Raw genomic sequence first — 22896 nt, forward strand, 5'->3', positions numbered from 1 at the left:
ATAGGGCATTATTGCTGCTGCCGTTCGGCAATGCGTTTGGCAATGGCGTGATACATCATGGCCGATAAGGGGACTGCTACGTGTACCTTTTCTGCCGTGCGGACCAGGAGACCGCTAAAGGTATCAAGCTCGCTCTTACGGCCGGCCATAATGTCATTGGCCAGGGAACTGTAGACGTCCTTGTTCTTTTGGGCAATGACGCGGCCATAGATCGTTTCGACCAGGTCCTCCGGCAGGGCAATGCCTGTGGCGCGGCCGACGTTTGTTGCTTCTTCGAGGAGTGTGTGGAATTGTTCCTTTCCGTCGGGCCGGGCGAAGATGGCACCGATCGTTTCTTCATAATAGGCGGTAATGACGTTAAAGGCGCAGTTCGTAATATATTTGATCCAGATCTGCGTGCCGATGGCAGCGCCTTCGTTATGGATGCGCAGGCCTTCATGGGCGAGAATTTCTTCGACACGCCGGCAGCTGTCTGCGTCGTCGGAGCCAAAGAAAATACGGGCAAATTTGCCGCTTTGTTCAATGGAGAAATCGTCATTGTATTTGGAGTTAATATAGACTGCGGCATCGATGATATGGCCTTGGGGGACGATCTCCCTGGCCTTTTCTGCATGGTCAATGCCGTTTTGGATGAGAAAGACGATCGTATCTGCACCGATGCAGGGAATGACTGCCTTGAGGGCAGCTTCGAGGGAATAATTTTTAACGCAGACAAAGATTACGTCCTGAATGCCTGCGTTGGCCGGTGTATCTGTCACGGCCGGATGGGTTACGTGTTCGCCGAAATATTCGCTGTGCAGGACGAGCCCTTTGGCAGCCAGCGATTCTTTACGGGCCTTACGGGCAATCAGTGTTACCTGGCCGGGATAATAGGTGCTGAGGAACGAGGCTAAATAGCCGCCTACGCCACCGATACCGGTTACCATTAATTTCATATATGTGCCTCTCTTTCTTTTAATCCTTCATAAAAACGTTCTGTCAGGGGTACGGCTACACCCAATGCGTGAGCCTTGCGTACGAGGACGCCGCTGAATGTTTCCAGCTCACTGGGCCTATGGGCGGCAAAATCGCGGGCCATAGAACTGCTTAGGTCGAGGCCTCGCCGGTTGAGAAAGCGGTCATAAATGCGGGCCGTCAAATCATCAGGCAGCTTGGCGCCATCGGCTATGGCAACGGCATAGGCTTCATCGAGAAGGGTCTGGAATTCCTTTAAGCGCGCCGGCGGTTCCAGCAGACCCCGTGTCGTACAGCCGTAATAGGCGGTAATGGTATTATAGCCGCAGTTGACGATGAATTTGTGCCAGAGCTCCGATTTCATATCGTCGGCAATGTAGCAGTTTATTTCGCCTTCGTGATTGAGAACGGAAACGACGCGGGCAGCGGCCTCTGCTTGTGGTGCTGCGACGATGATGCGGGCATAATTGCAATTATGGTCAATGGAGTAATCAGGCCGGTAATTGGCCGCAATGTATACCAAGGCATTGACAACGATGCCGCCTTGCAGCAGAGAACGGGCCGTTTCGTAGTGATCGATGCCGTTCATGATGGGGACGACCAGCGTCTCCGGGCCTACGCAGGGCTGTACAGCCGCCAGCGCAGCGGGCAGGGAATAGTTTTTCGTGCAGATGAAGATCATATCCTGAATGCCTGCTTCAGCCGGTGTATCCGTAACAGCCGGGTGGAAGACCTGTTCTCCCAGCAGCTGGCTGTGGACGACGAGGCCTTTTTCCCGTAAGGAATCACGGCGCTTCTTGCGGGCAATGAGCGTCACTTCTGCATAGTGTGAGCAGAGAACGGCTGCGACGTAGCCGCCGACACCGCCAATGCCGGAAACCATGAGCTTCATAATAACACCCTCTTTGTTTGGTATAGGTACGATTTTATTATAGCAGAAAAAAGGCCTTACTCCTATGAGTAAGGCCTTGATTTGGAGCGGATGAAGGGGATCGAACCCTCGTACCAAGCTTGGGAAGCTCGTATTCTACCACTGAATTACACCCGCATGATAGGTACTTATATATTTTACCAGCAAATACTATATTTGTAAAGAAAAAGAGCCCTATCATCTGTGATGGGGCTCTTGTATGTCAGCGGTTTTGTCCGTACGGTACATACGGATTAGGCTGCTGCTTTTGTTGGTTCTGGGATGGCGTTTGGTTTTGTGGCGGATTTTTCAGATTCTTACTGGCTTTTTTGGAATCCTTTTTATTGTCTTTCTTTACTTGCTTGTAGTCCTTGTTTGTATCCGCTTTATCCTTTTTTACGTTGTCGGTTTTATTTTTCTGGCTGTTCCATTTTGCCGTAGGATTAGCCTGTGGTGCCGGCTGTTGTGCCTGAACCTGCTGACCCTGCCACGGGTAGGACGTATAGGACTGCTGGCCCTGGGCAAAGGCGAAGCTGCCGCTCATGGCAGCCGTTATAGCCGTCAGAACGGCCATGTGTTTGATCATGTTCTTCATCTGTATTCCCCCTTTGAAAGTAACTATAGTATAGTCTTTTTTTGTGACAAATATGTTGCAAAAGAGTAGCAATATGAAAACAAAAAAGCGCACTGACTGGGGATGCAGTGCGCTTCTTTGTTATGGTATATAGTAACCCGGTTAACAGCCTTAGTGTGCTGTAGGAGCCGGAGCCACTTCCTGTTTGCGGGCAGCTTCTTTTGCTTCGTGTTTATCCATGTTGCGGGCGAAGAGGCCGGCCAGCATGGAACCGGTGATCTGGTGCACCGCAGCACCTACAGCAGCCGGGATAGCGACGGCCGGAGCGAAGTAGACGGAGCAGATGGAAAGAGCCAAGGCATCATTCTGCATGCCGACTTCCAAGGTAACGGAATGCTGCTGCCGTTTGCCAAAACCGAGCTTGCCAGTGATGAAATAGCCAAGAGCAAAACCGAAGAGATTGTGTAAGAGAACGAGAACGACCATGAAAACACCAAGCGATACGATTTTAGCACCGTTTACGGCAACGACACCACCGAGGATGGAAAGAACGGCAAAGGCAGAGACGAGAACGAGTACTTTCTGGAGCTGGGCCAAATATTTTTCACCGACTACACGATGGACGAGCAGACCTAAAACGAGCGGTACGAGGATGACCTTCATGACCGTCAGAGCCATGGAGAGGAAGGAAACCGTAACCCACTGACCAGCCAGTGCCCAAACGAGGAAGGGCATCATGATCGGGGCGAGGAGCGTAGAAACGGTCGTGATAGAAACGGCCAAAGGTACGTCGCCTTTAGCGAGGAAGCTCATGACATTCGATGCTGTGCCGCTGGGGCAGGAGCCGAGGAGTACCATGCCGACGGCTAATTCCGGCGAGAGACCAAAGACCATGACCAAGGCGTAGGCTACGAGCGGCATGATCGTATAATGACAGACCGTGCCGGCCAAGACTTCGCGCGGACGCTGCAGGATGAGACGGAAATCAGAAGCGTGAAGCGTCATGCCCATACCAAACATGACTACGCCTAAGAGCCAGACCGTATTGGAGACGGCCCAGGTAAAACCGGAAGGAACGAAATAGCCGCCTACGATGGTGAGTAAGACAAGCCAGGTAAGATTTTTTCCAACAAAACCGCTTAATTTGGTAACGAAATTCATCATGATAACTACCCCCTGAAATAGAAAAAAGATAATGGATTCGGCAAATAACAAACGGCTGATTGTATTACCTGGAGAATAAAAAAACGCTTTGTCTCTTCTGAAAGAGACAAAGCGTTAAATGCTCTGCGGTACCACTCTTATTGTCGTCTAAAACGACCCCTCTACAGACATCACCGAAAGATTTCTCTAACGTTCAATGCCGGACAAGATAACGGTTGTCAATCGGCCACACTTACTTGCAACGGACGCGTTCAGCTGGCAGCTCCTGGGTGATTTTCCTCATAGTCTTTACATCCCGCCTCGCACCATACGGCAGGTTCTCTGTAATGTCAGGGTCTGTAAGTACTTTTCCCAATCAACACTGTTTGGTTGTTTGCTTGTGTCGTATTATACGCAATGACGGGAAAAGAGTCAAGTACTTTATTATTAATTTATATAAATAACGAAAATAAATAAACGTTATATATATGGTATAAAAGGATATGAATATTCCAAAATAGAATGATAAAATTAATAAAATGATATAGTTTGGGAATGATGTTGCGTTAAACGTCATAGGTCGCTTAATGATGGGGGTACAGCCGGTTTTTTTGCGGTCTTGGCAAGAAAAAAAGAGGCCTTTACAAGACGGAAAAGAGTGCTATACTGTCAAACATAAAGTTTGAAGCGATGATTTCGTGAAAATCATCGGCATAAACTTTAATATATTAATATATTTATATTTCTATTAAAGGGGAAACACAAAAGGGGTGTATGCATGATGGCACATTTTAATCCGGTCACACCGGAACTGGTAGCAGACCTGAAACGGGTCCTCAGTGATAAGCAAGTAAAGACAGACGAAGAATATCTTACAGCCTATCAAACAGACGAAGAAGGCAATTCTTATTATTTCCACAAGCCTGAGGTAGTCGTCTTTCCGGAAACGACGGAACAGGTAGCAGACGTCGTCAAATTAGCGAATCAGTACTTGGTACCGCTTACGCCGCGCGCAGCCGGCTCGGGTGTTGCCTGCGGAGCTATCCCCGTGTACCACGGTATCGTTGTCGAATTGGAACGCATGAATAAGGTGCTTACCTTCGATGCCGACAATATGTATGCTGTCTGCCAGACCGGCGTGCGGACCAGTGACCTTCAGGAAATGGCCCGGCAGCATCATTTGCTCTATGCCGGTGATCCATCCAGTGCCGAAAGCTGCCAGATCGGCGGCAACGTGGCGAATAATGCCGGTGGCAATAAGGCTGTTAAATACGGCACAACACGCAACCAGCTCTATAGCCTGAAGGTCGTTACGCCGACGGGGGAAATCGTAACGGCTGGGGCGCGCCTGCAAAAGAGCTCGACCGGCCTCTGTTTGGAACAGCTCTTTGCCGGTTCTGAAGGGACACTGGGGATCATCACGGAAGTGACGGTCAAGCTTCGTCCCTTGCCGCCTTATCGTTTTAACGTGGTGTGTGTCTTTAAGAGCGATGAAGAAGCCTTTGCGCTGCCCAATAAGATCCTTAAGGCCGGCATCGACCCGACGAGCATTGAATTCATGGATAACGAAGCCCTGGTCATGACGACGAAATTCCTTTCCATGCCTATGCCTCATGTCGATGAAGGGGCAGACTACGTCATCGTCACGGTAGAAACGTTCAGCCAGGATGATGCCGACCGCAAGATGGAGCAGCTCTGCGATCTGGCAGAAGCCAACGGTGCCGTCGATGTCCTCGATGCAGACGAACGGATCTGGAAGCTGCGCAAGCAGTTTGCCGAAGCAGCGCGGGACGTGGATAAAATGTTCCAGACCGAGGATTTTGTCGTTCCCTTGGACCAGATTGCTGCCATGACGGCCCAGATTCCGGAACTGCGGGAAAAATACGATCTCTATTGCGTCACTGTAGCCCATATCGGTGATGGCAACATTCATGTCCTGCCCCTGAATGCCAAAGGCCTTTCACCGGAAGCATGGTTTGAAAAAATCAAAGCCTTCCATGCAGACCTTTTCCCGCGCGTCTACGCCTTAGGCGGCAAGATGTCCGGCGAACATGGCATCGGCTACAAGAAACTCGAAGAATTTGCCAAGTGCACGCCAGCGGCAGAGCTGCACGTCATCAAGGCTATCAAGAAAGCCTTGGATCCGAATAATATCATGAATCCAGGCAAACTGGTCGATATGACAGGCGATTTCGTTGCCGATTAATTGAATAGTTATGCAAAAAAGACGCTGGCTCCGAGGGGGAGCACAGCGTCTTTTTTTAGAAATGCCGTTGTTCTTTTACGGCTTGGTATTGAGCCAGGAGATTGGGCTTTTCCGGGCTTTGATAGACGTAATCCGGACAGGCAGCCTGCGCCTTTTCTACGGCAGCCTTAAAATCATAGTAGACCTGCCATTTTGCTTCAATCAGGTCTTTGCCTGTTTGCCGCAGGAGAAAGGCCGGGTGATACGTTGGCATGACGGGAATACCCTGCCAGTCGAACCACTTGCCGCGGTTGCGCATGATACTGGCAGCGTGGCCGTAGAAATACTGAAAGGCCACCTTGCCCAGGCAGACGATGACCTGCGGGGCGACCAGTCCGATTTCCCGGACGAGATGGATGTTGGCACAGCCCTTGCCTTCTTCCAGCGTCGGCGTACGGTTGTTTTTGGGCCGGCATTTGACGATGTTCGTGACGTAAATACGGTCCCGCGTGAGGCCGACGCTCCATAAAGCTTTATCGAGGAGCTGGCCTGACGGGCCTACGAGAGGAACACCATATTCATCTTCCACACCGCCTGGCCCTTCGCCGACGAACATGATGGGTGAGGCCGGATCGCCCGTAAAGCCTGTAGGACCGCGATTGCCTTCGTGGCGCAGCTTACACGCTTCGCACTGGGCGAGATCCTGCAGCCAGGCTGCCATCTTGTCGCCGCTCATCGTACGCGCCCTTCTGTGAGTGTTACGTCCTTCATGGTAAGATCCGCCAGCACGGCACCGGTCACTTCCATGATGGAGGCAGCCGGTAAAAATACCTGCTGTCCCCGCTGGCCGGCACTGATGCTGATGGCGTCATACGTTTCTGCCGATGCATCAATATACGTTGGAAATTGTTTTTTCATACCAATAGGCGAGCAGCCGCCGCGGATATAACCGGTCAGGCCGGGCAGGTCTTTGACATGCAGGAGCTGCACGCTTTTATTGCCACTGCAGGCCGCCGCTTTTTTCAGGTCCAATTCTTTATCGCTGGGAATACAGAAGACGACAGGGCCGGTCTTATTTCCTTGTCCGACGAGGGTCTTAAAGACCTGTTCCGGATCCATGCCCAAGGCTGCTGCCGCGTGGACGCCGGAAAGGTCGTCTTCCGAGTATTCATAAGCCTTCGTTGTATAGGCTATTTTTTGTTTATCTAAAATGCGCATGACGTTTGTCTTCTTTAATTTGGCCATGCTTTCGCCTCCCTGCATTGATTTGTTTCACTTTACTATAGCATAGGGACGTGAGAAATGCCAGGGTACCTGCCAGGTGACGATTTTGGCTAAATCATATATTGCATTGCAGGAACAGCTCGCTTATAATAGAATATACAGCAATTATGATTTTATTCACACTCTGAGGAGGTGCACATAATGAAGATAGCAGCCGTACAGGCAGCCATTGCCTATGGAGATGTAGAAAAGAATTATGCCTTAGCAGCAGAGAATATAAAAAAGGCGGCAGCTGCCGGAGCCGGCCTCGTTGTCTTGTCGGAGCTTTGGAATACGTCCTTTTATCCGCCAGATATTATGGATCTTGCCGACCGGGATGGTGTCCGGACACAGGCCTTTTTGGCAGAAGAAGCAAAGCGCTACGGCGTTCATATCGTTGGCGGTTCCGTTGCCAATCGCCGCGGTGACAACCTGTACAACACGACCTTTGTCGTAAATAAGGCAGGCCAGGTCATCGCTACGTACGACAAAGTCCACCTTTTTACGCCTGGAGGAGAGGACACGGTGTTTACGCCGGGCGATCATCTGAATGTATTTGAATTAGACGGTATCAAAATGGCGTCGATCACTTGCTATGATATCCGCTTTGGCGAATGGGTGCGTATGGCAGCCCTGGCAGGTGCCCAGATCTTATTCGTTCCGGCCGCCTGGGCAGAACAGCGGCGGCAGCATTGGCTGATACTCAATCAGGCCAGGGCCATTGAAAACCAATTCTACGTCGTAGCCGTCAACAGCTGCGGAACGACCGATACCGTGCGCTTTGGTGGCAGCTCGCTGATTGCCGACCCGTGGGGAACCATGCTGGCCCAGGGCGGAGCAGACGAAACGATCCTCCTGGCAGATGTGGATTTTTCCATTACGGAACGAATTCGCCAAAAGATCAACGTCTTCCGTGACCGCCGGCCCGATTTATACAAATTATAACGAGTTAAGGAGTTGAGGTCCTCATGGAAGGGGCTATTCATGGCCTGCAGGGTATTTTTGAGGTCATTTTTATCATTGCAATTGGCTTTGTCTTGTGCCGTAAGGGCTGGTTTGACAGCAATACGAGTGCCCTCTTGACACGCATCGTCATGAAGGTGGCTTTGCCGCTCTACATGGTGGTCAATATGGTGCGCGATTTTACGCACGATTCGCTCGTACAGATGGCACCGGATTTGCTGCTGCCCTTTGCGTCTATCTTCCTGGCTTATATTGTCGGACGCATAGCGGCGAAGGTGTTGCATATCCGTAAGGAACGGCAGGGCATCTTTATTACGTGCTTTTTTATTGCCAATACTATTTTTATCGGCCTGCCGGTTAATCTGGCCCTCTTCGGGCCGAAGAGCGTGCCGTCGGTTATGCTGTACTATATGGCCAATACGACTATGTTTTGGACGTTAGGGATTTACCATATTGTCAACGATAGTACAGGTGGCAAAAATATGCCCCTCTTTTCTATGCAGACCTTGAAAAAAGTATTCTCTCCGCCTCTTGAGGGCTTTCTCGTAGGCCTGATTCTGGTCATGCTGGAAATACCCTTGCCTGATTTTCTCGTCATGAGCTTTCAATACGTAGGCAATTTGGCGACGCCCTTGTCCCTCATGGTCATCGGCATCGAAATGAGCGGCATCGTCTGGGCGGACATCCATTGGGACCGCGATATTATCGGTGCTCTCGTCGGCCGTTTTCTCGTCTGCCCTTGCTGCGTACTGGCCCTTTTGCCGTTTATTCCCATTACGGACATGTCGGCTAAGGTCTTTACCATGCAGGCCAGTATGCCGGCTATGACGCAAATGACCGTCGTGGCCAAATCCGTCGGTGCCGACGTACGCTATTCGACAGAAATCAGTTTTATTTCCATTGTCTTAGGTCTCCTGGTCATTCCTTTGTATATGACCATCGTCGGGGGCTGACAAGTTGTATTCATGTGCCGGCAAGCGTATTGCCGGCCTTTTACTGTGAAGAAAGGACGTGTATTGCATGTCATTATGGGATGCCTTTTCTGCCAATGTGCAGAAATTTGCACCACAAGCCTTTACCTTAAACTATGAAATTGCCAACGATCCGGAATTATCCGGACAGGAATATCACGCCTGCGCCCGTCATGTAGCGGCGTGCCGCTCGTTGGGGATGGACGTGGAAGAACACTTTAGCGGCCAGCCTACGGCGTATAAGGCCGTCGTAAAACAGCCCCGGCAGCCAGCTCTGCGGGTCGGTATTTTGGCTGAATACGATGCCTTGCCGGAAATCGGCCACGGTTGTGGTCATTCGGCCGGCGGCGCCGTGAGCTTTTTGGCTGCCGCTGCTTTTCACGCCATGCCTGATCTGCCGGTAGCCGTCGATCTCTTCGGTACGCCTGATGAAGAACTGCACGGCGGCAAAGTACCCATGTGCGAGCAAGGCGTCTTTAAGGACTATGATCTGGTCCTCATGGTGCATATGTCGTCGTGTGAAACGACGCCGAATTCGCGCTTTTTGGCCTTAGATGATTATCGCGTCCGCTTCCACGGCCAGACGGCTCATGCCGCAGCCCATCCCTGGGAAGGCCGCAATGCCTTGAACGGCGCGACCTTGTCCCTCCATGCCATCGATATGCTGCGCCAGCACGTCCTGCCCGATACGCGTATCGGCACGTATATCGTCAACGGCGGCACGGCGTCTAACGTCATCCCGGACTTTGCCGAACTCGAATGCTGCATCCGCCACACGACGCGGACCTACCTCGACCAGGTCGTAAAACGCATTATGAACTGCTTTGCCGGCGCCGCCTTGGCGACGGAAACGACGTATGAAGTAGAACAAGTGGGGTATAAATACGACGACCTCATTTGGAATGAAACGGCAACGGAAGTGGTCCGTCAGGTTCTCCGGGAGATGAAGATTCCTTTCGTAGAACCCGGTATTGGCGGCAGCTCCGATATTGCCAACATTAGTCACCAATGCCCGGTGCTTCATCTCCATTTGGCCATGGGCGATACCTTCTATCCGGACCATTCCCGGGAAATTGCCGACTTGGTCAAAAGCAAGACGATCGAACCGGTCATCGTCCAGGGAGCAGAAATCATTGGCCGGACCGTTTTGCGCATTGCTGCTGACCCGGCTCTTAAAAAAGCGATTCGTGCAGAATTCGACAAGTCAGAAAAATAGGACATAAAAATAAGACAGAAAAAATTCCAAGTTTGCCAGAGCAGACTTGGAATTTTTTTTTATGGCAAGGCACAGATTCCCGGCCGGCGTAACGACAGGTATTGCTTTTCCTGGCGCAAGGCAGCGGCTTTAGCGAAGTCCAGGTCGGCCAGGAGCAGTTCTTCCCCTGTACCGGCCAGGGCAACGACGCTGCCATCCGGGCCGGCTACGAGACTTTCGCCGCAAAAGTCCATCATGCCTTCCCGGCCTGTGCGGTTAATCATAACCGTGTAGAGGCTGTTTTGAAAGGCAGGAATGCGCATTTCCCATTGGAAGACGTCACGGGGTTCACTCGTTTCGTTGGCTACGGCTGTAATGATGACGTCTGCCCCCTGCAGGGCCAGGGAACGGAAGCTTTCGGGATAATGGCGGTCAAAACAAACGATGAGGCCTATGCGTCCGGCCCTGGTGGGAGCGACGAGAAAGCCGTCGTTTCCCGGCGTGAAGTAATCCTGTTCATAGAAATGGGGCGCCCGGACAATATGATTTTTGGCTGCTGTCGTGACTAGTTGCCCCGTTTCGTCGATGACCAGCATGTCTGAATAGATGTGCCGGTCTTTTTCTCTGAGGGCAAGAGAAAAGACGCCGACTATATGATGTTCCCGGCAGGCCTGGCAAAAGCCCTGTATATACGGATGGGTACGGGAGATGGCAAAGTCGTCCCCTGAAAGACCGGCATATTGGGCAATGTACTGGCTGAGCTGACCTTCGGGAAAGCAAATTATGCCAGCACCAGCTGTAGCGGCGCGGCGGACATAGTCTAAGGATTTTTGATAGTTTTCTTCCATATTGGCACTCATGGCCATTTGGGCACAAGCAATACGAACCATAGCAATCACTCCTTTACGTGAGGCAGCTGTTCTTGCAGATATTGAAGAAAGACACGGGTCACGGCTGACATAGCCCGGTCCCGCAGTACTGTTACCATACGCCGTGTCTCCAGTCCCGGGCCAATGAGGGGACAGCAGCAGATTTCTTCGGCCAGCTGGTCCGGCCGGGCTGTACCCACAAAGATGGCGGCGGCTGTGCCGGACAAAGCCCAGCGCAGAGGCAGGTAGCGGGAGGCAGCAGTCAGGCGGATACGCGGTGTAAAGCCGGCACTTTGACAAATTTCCCTGATTTTTTGCTGGAAACCGCGGGAAATGGCCAGAGGAATATCTTCCAGGGCTGTTACCGGCAAGGCTCCTGCTTTGGCAGACAGGCCGGGCAGATCCCGGTGAAAGGCAATCATCAGGCGTTCATCCACCAGGTGAGGCGCAGTAAAACGCGGCGGCAAGGGAGCCGCCCGGCGGATAATAGCCACTTCAATCCGTTCCTGATCCAGCAGGGTCAAGAGCTGATCCGAGTTTTCCTCGCAAATATCAAAGTCGATGTGCGGATAGGCCTTGCCAAAGGTCATGAGCATGTCGGCTAATTCCGAATCAGGCCACGAGGGCGTCAGGCCTAAATGAAGGGTACCACGCGTCCCTGCAATGCAGGCGTGGATTTCCTCCTGCGCTGCCTGTTCCATGAGGCACATGCGCTTGGCCCGTTCGTAAAGAATCTGGCCGGCGCTGGTCAGGGAAATATGACGGGCACTGCGCTTTACCAAGGCTGTGCCATAGGCCGCTTCCAAGGTTTTGAGCTGATGGCTCAAGGCCGGCTGGGCAATACACAGTTCCCGCGCTGCGGCAGAAATCGTGCCGGCATCGATGATTTTGACGAAATTACGATACGTTTCCAGATTCATGGGAACCTCCTTTGTATATTTTGAAGAGAAATTTTTCTCTTTTGTATTTTTACAGGAAACACTAAGCGTGACTGCTACGTTGCGGACAGAGAAAATCGGTTGAGCTTATTATACGCGTTATATCCTATAAAATCCATATGGATATAAGGACAAAAAAGAGAAAAGAGGACAAAAGAGAGGATAAGATATAAAATTTCACGATACTTCCTATGAAATTCCTGTATTTTTACGCTGCCGGTTTTACAGCTATACTATGAGTAAAAAGAAAGACAAGTATATAAAAATGTGAAGCTTAGGAGGCGTAACGTATGATGGCACAGGAACATAAAGAATTTGTGTTAGATCGTCATCTTTGTAAAGGCTGCGGTATTTGTACCGCCTTGTGTCCTAAATCTGTTCTGGATACGGATGAAGCCGGGAAGCCCGTTTTTGCACGGCCTGATGATTGTATAAGCTGTATGTTGTGTGAACTACGGTGTCCCGATTTTGCAATCAGAATGTTAGGAGGAAACTGAGATGGCAAAAAAATATGAAATCATGACGGGCAATGAAGCGTGTACACGGGCAGCTCTGGCAGCAGGCATGCATTTTTTTGCCGGGTATCCTATTACACCGGCTACGGAAATTGCCGAATTGGCATCGGAATTACTGCCCCAGGCAGGTGGTACGTACATGCAGATGGAAGATGAACTGGCGTCGATCGCTGCGGTTATCGGCGCTTCAGCAGCCGGCGTCAAGGCCATGACGGCTACGAGTGGCCCCGGTGTTTCCCTCATGCAGGAAAACCTGGGCTATGCCATTATGGCTGAGATTCCCTTAGTGCTTGTCGACTGTATGCGTCAGGGACCCTGCCAGGGTGTTGCTACCGTACCGGCTCAGGGCGATATCATGCAGGCCCGCTGGGGAACCAACGGGGACCATCCGATTATTGCCATTGCCCCTAATTCGGTAGGCGAAATGTACAGGGAAACGATTCGCGCCTTTAATTTGGCCGAAACGTACCGTAATCCCGTGTATATTCTCAGTGATGCCATGCTGGCCCATATGAGTGAACGCGTTCAGATTCCCGACCCGGCCACGTATGAAGTGGTTAGTCGCAAGCGTCCGTCGTGTCCGCCGTCTGCGTATAAGGCCTATGCCGATGATGGCACAGGCATTCCGCCTATGGCCTCCTTTGGCGACGGCTACCGCTGGTTTGTCACCGGTATGATTCACGATGATACAGGCTTTCCGGTGACCAACAATCCCGATCGTACGTCGTATCTTGTAAAACGGCTGCATAAAAAAATAGAAAATAATCTCTCCCGGATTGAACGATACGAAGAATATCGCACAGACGATGCGGACATTCTCCTCGTTTCTGCAGGGATTGTCTCCCGTTCGGCAAAGGCTGCCATTGATGATATTCGCAGGGAAGGCATTAAGGCCGGTTTGTTCCGGCCCATTACGGTATGGCCGTTCCCGGAAGCGCGCCTGGCAGCGCTCTGTCAGGGCGTGCAGAAGGTCATTACGTGCGAAATGAATGAAGGACAGATCTATCATATAGTACGGGAAGTGGCAGGGAAGACGCCTGTGGGTATGATCAATCAAAATAATGGCGTGATTTTATCGGCGGATACGATTCTGGCCGGTTTAAGGGAGGAACTCTAAATGGCACATGTCTATGACAGATATTTACGGCAAGATAAACTGCCACACATTTGGTGTAGCGGCTGTGGCAATGGAATTGTGACCAATGCGCTCATCCGGGCCGTTGACAAAGCGGGAATTGACCCGGATCAGGTCGTCGTTATCGCCGGAGTCGGCTGTTCCAGCCGGGCCAACGGGTACCTGAATTTTTGCGGCCTCCACACGAACCACGGCCGTCCCTTAGCCTATGCGACAGGCGTTAAAATGGCTAACCCCAAGCTGCATGTCATCGTCGTTACCGGTGATGCGACTGCGCTTCTATCGGTGGCAACCACTTTATTCATGCCTGCCGGCGTAATCTTGATATTACGACGGTTATTTATAATAATGACAACTATGGCATGACCGGCGGCCAGTATTCGCCGACGACGCCAACGGGGGCCAAGTCGAAGACGACCGTATACGGGAATATCGATGCGCCCTTTGACCTGTGCCAGCTGGCCCAGGCAGCCGGTGCCACCTATGTAGCACGTTCAACTGTATACCATGTACAAATGCTGACGGATCAGATAACCAAAGGTCTGCAGCATAAGGGCTTTTCTGTTATTGAAGCCATGAGCTCGTGTCCGACACTGTTTGGCCGTTTGAACAAATTAGGCGGCCCGGCAGAGATGCTGCAGCACTTCAAGGACCAGTCTATCATGCTGGCCCAGGCCCGGAAGCTGCAACCGGAAGAAATAGCGGGAAAACTGGTTCTCGGTACCTTTGTCAATCGTACCGACCGGCCGGAATATGCCGCGCAGTATGAACAGCTGAAAAAAGCAGCAGAAAGGCAGGCAGACGTATGACACACGATCACTATGAAATGAGATTTGCCGGTTCCGGCGGCCAGGGCATGATGCTCATGGGCGATATTATGGCAGAAGCGGCCGGCGGCTTAGATGATAAGGAAATTGTCCTGACCCGTTCCTACGGGCCGGAAGCGCGGGGTGGTGCATGCCGTTCGGAATTGATTATTGACACCCGGCCGATTGATTATCCGACTGTGCGGCATCCGGATTTTGTCCTGGCCATGTCCCAGGAAGCAGCCGATACATACTGCAAGGATGTTTCCTCCCAAGGTATTTTCTTAGTCGATCCCGGTTTTGTGCATGACATACCGAAAACGAGCGGACAGGTGTATGCCATTCCCTTGACAGAGCTGGCTGAAAGCGTGACGGGTAATACCCTGGCTGCTAATGTTGTAGCCATTGGAGCTATTGCAGCATTGACAAAGGTGGAAAGTTTATCTATTGTAAAGTCAGCAGTACTCGACCACTTTAAGCCAAAGCTGCGCCCGCTCAACGAAAAAGCCTATGACGCCGGCGTAGCTGCAGCCCAAGCGCTAATAAAATAAAGAGATGAGGGATTCATATGATCGACATTGCAGCGCGTATACGTAATCAGAACTACCTGTCAAAGGTTATGACACCGGAAGAAGCCGCCACGCTTATTCATCCAGGCGATGTAGTTGCCGTTTCGGGTTTTACACCGGCAGGGTATCCTAAAGAAGTGCCCCTGGCCCTAGCCAAACGGATGGAAAAGGAGCCCTTTCAGATCACCTTGTATGCCGGCGCCTCTTTAGGCGATGAAATTGACGGTGCCTTAGCCAGGGCCCATGGTATTTCCCGGCGCCTGGCCTATCAGACGAATAAGGACTTACGCCGTCAGGTTAACGACGGCAGCGTAGCCTATGCGGACTATCATGTCAGCGTCTTTGCCCAGCTGATCCGCCAGGATTTCATTCGCCGGCCCGACGTAGTGATTGTAGAAGCCGTCGCCATTACGGAAGAGGGCAACCTCATTCCGGCTACGTCTATCGGCACGACGCCAGCCATGATTGCCGCCTGCAATAAGGTGATTGTAGAGCTGAATGTGACCCAGCCGCTCAGCCTGGAAGGTATGCACGATGTCTATGAAGTAGCCAATCCGCCGGCGCGTGAACCGATTCCCATTTGCCATGCAGGCGACCGTATTGGCAAAACGTGGATTACCTGCGGCTGGGACAAAATAGCTGCCATCGTAGGCAGTGATATTCCCGATGCGCCCCGTTCTTTTAAGCCCGTAGACGAAAATGGCCAGCGCATGGGCGATCACCTCCTGGCATTCTTCCGTGAAGAAGTCCGGCACGGGCGTTTGCCAAAGAATCTGCTGCCCCTTCAATCCGGCGTCGGTTCTGTGGCCAATGCGGTTATTCAAGGCCTCATACAAAGCGAATTTGAACATCTCTCTATTTATACGGAAGTCCTCCAGGACGGCATGCTGAAACTGATCGATTCCGGTAAGGCCGATGCCGTTTCTACCGCGTCTATTTCCGCTTCGCCGGCAGGTCTCAAGCATTTTTATGACCACATCGATACGTATCGCAAGAAAATTGTCATCCGGCCGCAGGAAATCTCCAATAATCCCGAAGTGATCCGCCGTCTCGGTGTCATTTCCATGAATACAGCTGTGGAATTTGATATTTATGGACAGGTCAATTCGACGCACCTGTACGGTACGCGCATGCTCAATGGCATCGGTGGCTCCGGAGATTATGCCCGGGCCGGGTATTTGACCATTTTCTTTACCGGCTCGACCGCCAAAGACGGTGCCGTCAGCTCCGTCGTCCCCATGTGCTCTCACGTAGATCATCCGGAACACGATGTGGACATCCTCTGTACGGAACAAGGACTGGCTGACCTGCGGGGTCTTTCACCGGTAGAACGGGCCCGTACCATTATTGCCAACTGTGCCCATCCGGACTATAAGGACCAGCTGACAGACTACCTCGATCGGGCGATAGCAGCGACACAGGGTGATCATGAACCGCACATCCTTGCAGAAGCTTTGTCGTGGCACGAACGGTTTAAAAAAACAGGCAGTATGAAAATATAAAAAAGGAAAGGAAAACAGGGGATGAGAAAAGTGTCTCTTGTCCCCTGTCTTCTGATTTTTTATACAAGCAATCGTCAGGCTGTATTTTTTATGCCTAAAAAACGTATATTAATGATTACAAATGCATAAAAATTAAATAAAAATAATGGGAGGCGCTACAAAATGACTATGTATATGGCAAGTCCTGCACGGGAAGGAAAAAAATTAAATGATGTTATTTTTCAGGCCGGGGCCAAGGTACAGGCTGCGATCGCTGCGTACGGAAAAGAACGGGTTGTCAATGGCACACTGGGAGCTTTTGCCGATGATGAAGGAAACGTTGCCTGTATACCGACTGTAGAAACACTTTTCCGCTCTATGGATATGCGTGACTTTATCTGCTATGCACCCCCTGTCGGCCTGCCGGCATATAGAGATGCTGTTTTGAAAGCAGCCTTTGCAGACCAAAGACCCGATGCCTATGTGGCAGCTGTGGCTTCAGCTGGTGGCACCGGTGCCGTTCATATGGCGATTGCAAATTATTCTGACGTCGGCGATTATGTACTGACGACCGATTGGCGCTGGGATGCGTATGGTGCCTTGTGTTCAGAAATCGGACGAAACCTGACGACGTTTCCTCTCTTTGACGATACACGTCATTTTCATGTGGCTGCTTTGGAAAAAAAGGTAAGTGAACTTTGCCGGCAGCAGGATTCCCTCTTGCTCATTTTAAATACACCGGCCCACAATCCGACCGGCTTTGCCCTTTCCGAAGCAGACTGGGATGCCGTACTGGCTATTGCCTGCAAGGAAGCCGCCCAGGGCAAGCGGATCAGCATTCTCGTTGATATTGCATATATCGATTATGCCGGTGAAAAAAATGACGTACGCCGGTTTATGAAAAAATTTTCTTCCCTGCCGGATAAGGTCTTCGTCATGCTGGCGTTTAGTATGTCGAAAGGATACACCATGTATGGCCAGCGGGCCGGGGCCTTAGTGGGAATCTCAGCGAATACGTCCGTTATCGATGAATTTAACGATGTCGTCTTGTATTCGGCCCGGGCTGCCTGGTCGAATATCAACCGTGGCGCCATGACGTTATTGACGACGATCCAAAATGATGCGGCCTTATGCCGGCAGTTTGAGGCAGAACGCCATGCCTTCTATGAAACAATCCGTCGTCGCGCAGCTGTCTTTATGACCGAGGCTAAAGAATGCCAATTGGCTGCCTTGCCGTATCAGTCAGGCTTCTTCATTTCGATTCCGGCTAAAAATTCAGCGCTCGTATGTGATAAGCTGGCTGACTCATTGATCTTTGCCGGCCCTCTGGCCATGGGTGTGCGCTTTGCCGTGTGCTCTGTTTCGGAACGTAAAATGAAAGGCGTCGCAAGTGCGATGAAACAAGCGTTTATCGCGGCCGGTGAGTGACCGGATCGTATAGGGAAGGGAGGGCTTCAGATGGTTAGCTTTGTTATGAGTGATATAGGGATGCTTTTGCTTGTCATCTTCGTTATCGGTGTAGCCGGTTACCTTATCGGTCATGTCACCGTCAATGGGGTCAATTTGGGAACGGTAGGCGTCTTCGTAGCAGCCTTGGTAGCAGGTCACTTTGGTGTAGACATACCCAGCGGGATTACGAACGTAGGACTCATTATCTTTATTGTCGGTGTCGGCCTTAGTGCGGGCCCCAGCTTTATTGCCAGTCTCAGAAAAAACGGCATTAAATATTCGTGTCTTTGCTTGCTGACTATTGGTGCCGGTGCGGCTGTCTGTGCGCTTATTGTAGCTGTGTTTGGCGTGCGGCCCGAATTGACTGTCGGCATGATGAGCGGTGCCTTTACGACGACACCGGGCATGTCGGCAGCCAGGGAAGTCGTGGCCGCCAGCAGCGATGCCGTGACCTATGTTGTTACGGGGTATGGAATTATCTACCCCTTGGCAGCCTTGTTTAAAGTCCTGTTTATGCAGGTTTACCCAAAAGTTGTTCATGCAGATATGGCCTATGAACGGAGCTTGATACAGATAAAGTCGCTGGCTACTCCGTCGGAACTGGCTAAGAAGGCAAAACGGGTATTGCAGGTCGACCCACAAGGCATTTTTTGCCTGTCTGCCGCATCTGTTGTCGGTGTCGTTGTCGGCGCCTTTACGATTCCCTTACCCCATGGTGCGCAGTTCGCCTTGGGAATTACAGGCGGTCCGCTTATCGTGTCGCTTCTTATGGGGCATTTTGGGCATCTCGGCCCCTTTGATATGCATGTAAGTAAAAGCATTTTAGATCCGATTAAAGAAATTGGCCTGTTTCTGTTTTACGTCGGCGTCGGTACACAAGGAGGCCATAGTATGGTCCGGATCATCATGGAAAATGGAATGACCCTGGTACTTATTGGTATGCTTCTGGTCGTGATCCCCATGATTTTTGGGGCTCTCTTTGGCACACGTATTTTGCGGCTGCCCTTGTTGAATTGCCTGGCCTGCAATGCTGCCAGCATGACCTTTACGCCGGCTATGGCGGCACTGGCAGAGAAGTCCCAGTGTGACGATGTAGCAGCTGCCTATGCTTCAACGTATCCGTTAGCCTTGTTGACACTCGTTTTGACGTGTCAGCTATTGGTAACGATACTTTGAATATACTTCAAACACACTCTCTGCAACAAAACACACACGTGCTGCCCATGGTGGCACGTGTGTGTTTATTTATAAAACAAAAATAAACAGCATATACTAATAAAACGAATTCAAATAGGAAAATAAATATTGTCATATACATACGCCTAATACTAGTCTATTTTCTGATTATCATGTACAATGGAAGAGTATAAAAAACGTGCATCATACATCGTATACAACGAAACGATACCAGAGAAAAAGGGTGACATAGTATGACGGAAAATTATCAGGGATACTCAGATCAGTATATCAGGTATTTGGAACTCTTAGCGAAGGAATATCCGACGCAGGCAGCGACGTTTACGGAAATCATTAACCTGCAGGCTATCGTTAACTTGCCTAAGGGGACGGAACATTTCATGAGTGACCTTCACGGGGAATATGATGCCTTTTATCATATTTTGAATAATTGCTCCGGCGTTATCCGGGAAAAAGTAGAAATGCTCTTTAACCATTCTATGACGAAGGAAGAGCAGGATAATTTCCTGACCCTCATTTATTATCCAAAAGAAAAATTGGACCTCATGAGCCGCAAAGGGGAGCTGAACGATAAGTGGGCCCGCAAGACCTTGCACCAGCTGATCCGCCTGGCCAAGCTGCTGTCGTCCAAGTATACCCGTTCGAAAGTGCGTAAAGCCATGCCGCAGGTCTTCCGCTTCGTCATCGATGAATTGCTCCATGCCCAGGTCGATGAAGATAAAAACCGCTCGGTATATCATTCCAAGATCTTAGATACCATCTTGGAAACGGGCAGTACGCGGCAGTTTATCTACGCCCTGACTGCGTTAGTAAAACGGCTGGCTGTAGACCATTTGCACATTATTGGCGATATTTACGACCGGGGGCCTCATGCCGATAAGATTATGGATAACCTCATGCAGCACCATTCCCTCGATATTCAATGGGGCAACCACGATATCCTCTGGATGGGTGCTGCGGCAGGCAGCCCGGCGTGCATTGCGAACGTGCTGCGCAACAATGTGCGCTACCATAACATGGAAATCCTGGAAAGCGGCTATGGCATCAGCCTGCGGCCACTGGCCCTGTTTGCCCTGAAGAATTATACCCATGATGACGGTATGGATCCCATGGTCAAAGCGATTAATGCCATGCTGTTCAAATTGGAAGGGCAGGTCATTTTCCGTCATCCGGAATACAATATGGATGACCGCCTCTTATTCCATAAAATCGATTTGACAACGGGGACAGTGACCCTTGATTCCGGCACGTATGAATTGACGACGACGGATTTTCCGACCTTTAATCCGGCCGATCCCTATACGCTTTCGCCGGAAGAACACTGCATCATGACAGAACTTCAGAATGAATTTATGCAGAGTGAACGGCTGCAAAAGCATATGCGCTTCCTCTACAGCCACGGTTCCATGTACCGCTGCTTTAATAACAACCTCCTTTTCCACGGCAGCCTGCCGCTCAATGACGATGGCAGCTTTAAGGAAATTTATTTTGACGGCCGTCCCTATAAAGGCCGTTCCTTTATGGATCATGCCGATCACGTAGCCCGTCAGGCCTTCCTCAAACGGGACACGGAAAGCCTCGACTATATGTGGTATATGTGGGGCGGTCCTGATTCGCCCGTTTCCGGCCGTGTCGTAAAGACCTTTGAACGCAGCTATATTGCCGATCAAAGCACGTGGAAAGAACCGGAAAATGCCTATTTCCATCTCAATCGCGATAAGGATGAATGCGTCAAAATCCTGCATGAATTCGGCATCGATTCGCCGCAAGGCCACATCATTAATGGTCATACACCGGTCAAAGTAAAGAAAGGCGAAAGCCCTATTCGTGCAGAAGGTAAGGAAATCTGCATCGATGGCGGTTTTTGCAAAGCCTATCAGAATTCTACCGGCATTGCCGGCTATACGCTCATCTTCAATTCCCACGGCATACGCATTAAATCGCACTATCCTTTCAAGGATGTAGACCAGGTGCTGCGGACCAACGTCGATATGGAGTCGGACTCCATGCAGGTCGAGCTGGAACCTAAGCGCGTCATGATCGGCGATACAGATAACGGTAAAAAGATTTTACAGATGATCGATGACTTAAAGGCCTTGCTGCAGGCCTACAGAGATGGCATCATTATGGAACGTAAAGAAGCCAATTAGGCAGACAAAAATAGAGAAAGCCCGCCCGTTTGGGGCAGGCTTTCTTTGTTTTCTCCCCGAAGCAGCCACTACGGATCCGGCGTCCGGGCGCAGACAAAAAAGAAGCTGCACGAAAAGGATGACTCCTTTTCGTACAGCTTCTTTTTATATTATGAGGTGGTTAGGTATTAGAATACACCTTGCTGCAACATAGCATCAGCAACACGTTCGAAACCGGCGATGTTAGCGCCTGCTACGAGGTTGTAGCCTAAGCCGTTCCGTTCTGCAGCGTCAACGGAGTTCTGATAAATCGTGTTCATGATTTCATGGAGACGATCGTCAACTTCTTTTTCTGTCCAAACGAGGCGTTCGCTGTTCTGGCTCATTTCCAGAGCGGATACGGATACGCCACCGGCGTTAACAGCTTTGGACGGAGCAACAACCATGTTCGGCTGAGCCATTAAGAATTTCAGAGCATCGTTCGTTGTCGGCATGTTGGCAACTTCGATGTAGTAGCGGATACCGTTAGCAACGATCTGTTCTGCTTCTTTCATATGAACGTCGTTCTGCATAGCCGACGGCATGATGATATCGGCTTTTACGCCCCACGGTTTTTCACCAGCATGGAATTCGACGCCAAATTTATCAGCATAATCTTTTACGACGTTGCGGCCGCTGGCACGCATTTCGAGGAGGTAGTTGATCTTTTCTTCTGTCGTAACGCCATCGGGATCATAGATGTAGCCATCCGGACCGGACAGGGTAACAACTTTAGCGCCTAATTCAGCAGCTTTCTTGCAGATGCCCCAGCAAACGTTACCGAAACCGGCAGCGGCGATGGTTTTACCTTTAATATCTTCGCCATCATGTTTGAGGACGTTTTCCAGATAATATACAGCGCCATAGCCTGTAGCTTCCGGACGGATACGGGAACCGCCATAGCTAAAGCCTTTGCCTGTGAGGACGCCGTTTTCGAAAACGCCTTTCAGACGACGATATTCGCCAAAGAGGTACCCGATTTCACGGCCACCAACGCCCATATCACCAGCAGGAACGTCGATATCAGGACCAATGTAGCGATACAGAGCCTGCATGAAGCTCTGGCAGAAACGCATTACTTCAGCATCGGATTTGCCAGCCGGATCAAAGTCGGAACCGCCTTTAGCACCGCCGATAGGAAGACCCGTCAGGGAGTTTTTGAAGATCTGTTCAAAGCCCAGGAATTTGATGATGCCGGGGTATACGTTCTTCTGGAAACGGAGGCCGCCTTTGTATGGCCCAATAGCGCCATTGAACTGGCAACGATAACCTGTATTCGTATGGAATTTGCCGTTGTCATCTTCCCAGACAACGCGGAACGTAAACATGCGTTCCGGTTCAACGATACGATTCAAAAGATCATATTTTTCATATTCAGGATGACGTTCTACTAACGGTTCCAGCGAAGATAATACTTCTTCTACGGTCTGGACGAATTCCGGTTCGTTAGCGTGTTTTACTTTTACATTTTCGATTACTGATGCGAGATACTGGTTCATAAATAATCACCTCATTTAAAATAATTTGGACTTAATAGGTTACCTCGAACTTCTCTCTACGGCCTTATCATAACACTTTTTCTTTTTTTTGCAAATACCGCAATGTGAAAAT

Annotated in this window: 20 protein-coding genes, 1 tRNA gene, 1 pseudogene and 1 other annotated feature; of the genes and pseudogenes, 12 read left to right on the forward strand and 10 right to left on the reverse strand. The window is 50.6% G+C overall.

Translation table 11 applies throughout. The features are described from left to right. Nucleotides 1-8: 8 nt before the first annotated feature. From H8J70_RS05110 to H8J70_RS05130, 5 genes are all read right to left on the reverse strand, one after another. Nucleotides 9-935 carry a ketopantoate reductase family protein gene (locus H8J70_RS05110; protein WP_186502783.1) on the reverse strand — a complete coding sequence of 309 codons (927 nt, stop codon included), beginning with the start codon at nucleotides 933-935 and terminating at the stop codon, nucleotides 9-11. Then, nucleotides 932-1846: a ketopantoate reductase family protein gene (locus H8J70_RS05115; protein ID WP_186502784.1), complete on the reverse strand. Its 915-nt coding sequence runs from the start codon at nucleotides 1844-1846 to the stop codon at nucleotides 932-934. The genes H8J70_RS05110 and H8J70_RS05115 overlap by 4 nt, the downstream gene beginning before the upstream one ends. 82 nt (nucleotides 1847-1928) lie before the next feature. Then, nucleotides 1929-2002 (reverse strand) — tRNA-Gly (locus H8J70_RS05120). 85 nt (nucleotides 2003-2087) lie between these two features. Then, nucleotides 2088-2459, reverse strand: coding sequence for a hypothetical protein (locus tag H8J70_RS05125; protein WP_186502785.1), 372 nt, complete (start codon nucleotides 2457-2459; stop codon nucleotides 2088-2090). Nucleotides 2460-2609: 150 nt separating this feature from the next. Then, the gene (locus H8J70_RS05130; protein WP_222433587.1) at nucleotides 2610-3602 is read right to left on the reverse strand and encodes a bile acid:sodium symporter family protein; all 993 of its coding nucleotides are present in this window, start codon (nucleotides 3600-3602) and stop codon (nucleotides 2610-2612) included. A 99-nt stretch (nucleotides 3603-3701) separates the two neighbouring features. Next, nucleotides 3702-3970: a binding site (T-box leader), on the reverse strand. A gap of 389 nt (nucleotides 3971-4359) precedes the next feature. Between H8J70_RS05130 and H8J70_RS05135 the strand changes: the two genes are divergently transcribed. Next, nucleotides 4360-5787 (forward strand): FAD-binding oxidoreductase, encoded by a 1428-nt coding sequence (locus H8J70_RS05135; RefSeq protein WP_186502786.1) that lies wholly within the window; start codon nucleotides 4360-4362, stop codon nucleotides 5785-5787. Nucleotides 5788-5842: 55 nt separating this feature from the next. Here the strand turns inward: H8J70_RS05135 and H8J70_RS05140 are convergent, their stop codons facing one another. Then, complete coding sequence (locus tag H8J70_RS05140; protein ID WP_186502787.1) at nucleotides 5843-6502, reverse strand: uracil-DNA glycosylase; 660 nt, start codon at nucleotides 6500-6502, stop codon at nucleotides 5843-5845. Continuing rightward, nucleotides 6499-7011 (reverse strand): Cys-tRNA(Pro) deacylase, encoded by a 513-nt coding sequence (ybaK, locus tag H8J70_RS05145; protein WP_186502788.1) that lies wholly within the window; start codon nucleotides 7009-7011, stop codon nucleotides 6499-6501. Before ybaK ends, H8J70_RS05140 begins: the two co-directional genes overlap by 4 nt. A 180-nt stretch (nucleotides 7012-7191) precedes the next feature. Between ybaK and H8J70_RS05150 the strand changes: the two genes are divergently transcribed. From H8J70_RS05150 to H8J70_RS05160, 3 genes are all read left to right on the forward strand, one after another. Further along, nucleotides 7192-7974: a carbon-nitrogen family hydrolase gene (locus tag H8J70_RS05150; RefSeq protein WP_186502789.1), complete on the forward strand. Its 783-nt coding sequence runs from the start codon at nucleotides 7192-7194 to the stop codon at nucleotides 7972-7974. A gap of 23 nt (nucleotides 7975-7997) precedes the next feature. Beyond that, the gene (locus H8J70_RS05155) at nucleotides 7998-8945 is read left to right on the forward strand and encodes an AEC family transporter (RefSeq protein WP_186502790.1); all 948 of its coding nucleotides are present in this window, start codon (nucleotides 7998-8000) and stop codon (nucleotides 8943-8945) included. Between the two features lie 67 nt (nucleotides 8946-9012). Further along, a complete protein-coding gene (locus tag H8J70_RS05160; RefSeq protein WP_186502791.1) occupies nucleotides 9013-10179 on the forward strand; it encodes an amidohydrolase in 1167 nt (388 codons plus the stop codon). Nucleotides 10180-10238: 59 nt separating this feature from the next. Here the strand turns inward: H8J70_RS05160 and H8J70_RS05165 are convergent, their stop codons facing one another. Beyond that, nucleotides 10239-11048 carry a carbon-nitrogen hydrolase family protein gene (locus H8J70_RS05165; RefSeq protein ID WP_186502792.1) on the reverse strand — a complete coding sequence of 270 codons (810 nt, stop codon included), beginning with the start codon at nucleotides 11046-11048 and terminating at the stop codon, nucleotides 10239-10241. A gap of 5 nt (nucleotides 11049-11053) precedes the next feature. Next, nucleotides 11054-11947: a LysR family transcriptional regulator gene (locus H8J70_RS05170; RefSeq protein ID WP_186502793.1), complete on the reverse strand. Its 894-nt coding sequence runs from the start codon at nucleotides 11945-11947 to the stop codon at nucleotides 11054-11056. A 308-nt stretch (nucleotides 11948-12255) separates the two neighbouring features. Here H8J70_RS05170 and H8J70_RS05175 point away from each other — a divergent pair, with 308 nt between their 5' ends. From H8J70_RS05175 to H8J70_RS05210, 8 genes and pseudogenes are all read left to right on the forward strand, one after another. Continuing rightward, nucleotides 12256-12462: a 4Fe-4S dicluster domain-containing protein gene (locus H8J70_RS05175; RefSeq protein WP_186502794.1), complete on the forward strand. Its 207-nt coding sequence runs from the start codon at nucleotides 12256-12258 to the stop codon at nucleotides 12460-12462. A gap of 1 nt (nucleotide 12463) precedes the next feature. After that, nucleotides 12464-13597: a 2-oxoacid:acceptor oxidoreductase subunit alpha gene (locus tag H8J70_RS05180; protein WP_186502795.1), complete on the forward strand. Its 1134-nt coding sequence runs from the start codon at nucleotides 12464-12466 to the stop codon at nucleotides 13595-13597. Next, nucleotides 13598-14424 (forward strand): annotated as a pseudogene (locus H8J70_RS05185) (thiamine pyrophosphate-dependent enzyme). Further along, a complete protein-coding gene (locus H8J70_RS05190) occupies nucleotides 14421-14972 on the forward strand; it encodes a 2-oxoacid:acceptor oxidoreductase family protein (RefSeq protein ID WP_186502796.1) in 552 nt (183 codons plus the stop codon). Before H8J70_RS05185 ends, H8J70_RS05190 begins: the two are co-directional and overlap by 4 nt. A gap of 17 nt (nucleotides 14973-14989) precedes the next feature. Then, entirely contained in the window at nucleotides 14990-16492 is a 1503-nt protein-coding gene (scpC, locus tag H8J70_RS05195; RefSeq protein WP_186502797.1) for a succinyl-CoA:acetate CoA-transferase ScpC, read from the forward strand. Between the two features lie 162 nt (nucleotides 16493-16654). After that, nucleotides 16655-17899 (forward strand): pyridoxal phosphate-dependent aminotransferase, encoded by a 1245-nt coding sequence (locus H8J70_RS05200; protein WP_186502798.1) that lies wholly within the window; start codon nucleotides 16655-16657, stop codon nucleotides 17897-17899. A 30-nt stretch (nucleotides 17900-17929) separates the two neighbouring features. Continuing rightward, entirely contained in the window at nucleotides 17930-19096 is a 1167-nt protein-coding gene (locus H8J70_RS05205; RefSeq protein ID WP_186502799.1) for an aspartate-alanine antiporter-like transporter, read from the forward strand. Nucleotides 19097-19350: 254 nt separating this feature from the next. After that, on the forward strand, nucleotides 19351-21267 hold the full coding sequence (locus H8J70_RS05210; protein ID WP_186502800.1) for a fructose-1,6-bisphosphatase: 1917 nt from the start codon (nucleotides 19351-19353) through the stop codon (nucleotides 21265-21267). Between the two features lie 167 nt (nucleotides 21268-21434). Here H8J70_RS05210 and gdhA read toward each other — a convergent pair whose 3' ends face one another. Continuing rightward, a complete protein-coding gene (gdhA, locus tag H8J70_RS05215) occupies nucleotides 21435-22784 on the reverse strand; it encodes an NADP-specific glutamate dehydrogenase (protein WP_186502801.1) in 1350 nt (449 codons plus the stop codon). Nucleotides 22785-22896 lie beyond the last annotated feature (112 nt).

Source organism: Megasphaera hominis, assembly GCF_014269395.1.
Lineage (GTDB): Bacteria > Bacillota > Negativicutes > Veillonellales > Megasphaeraceae > Megasphaera > Megasphaera hominis.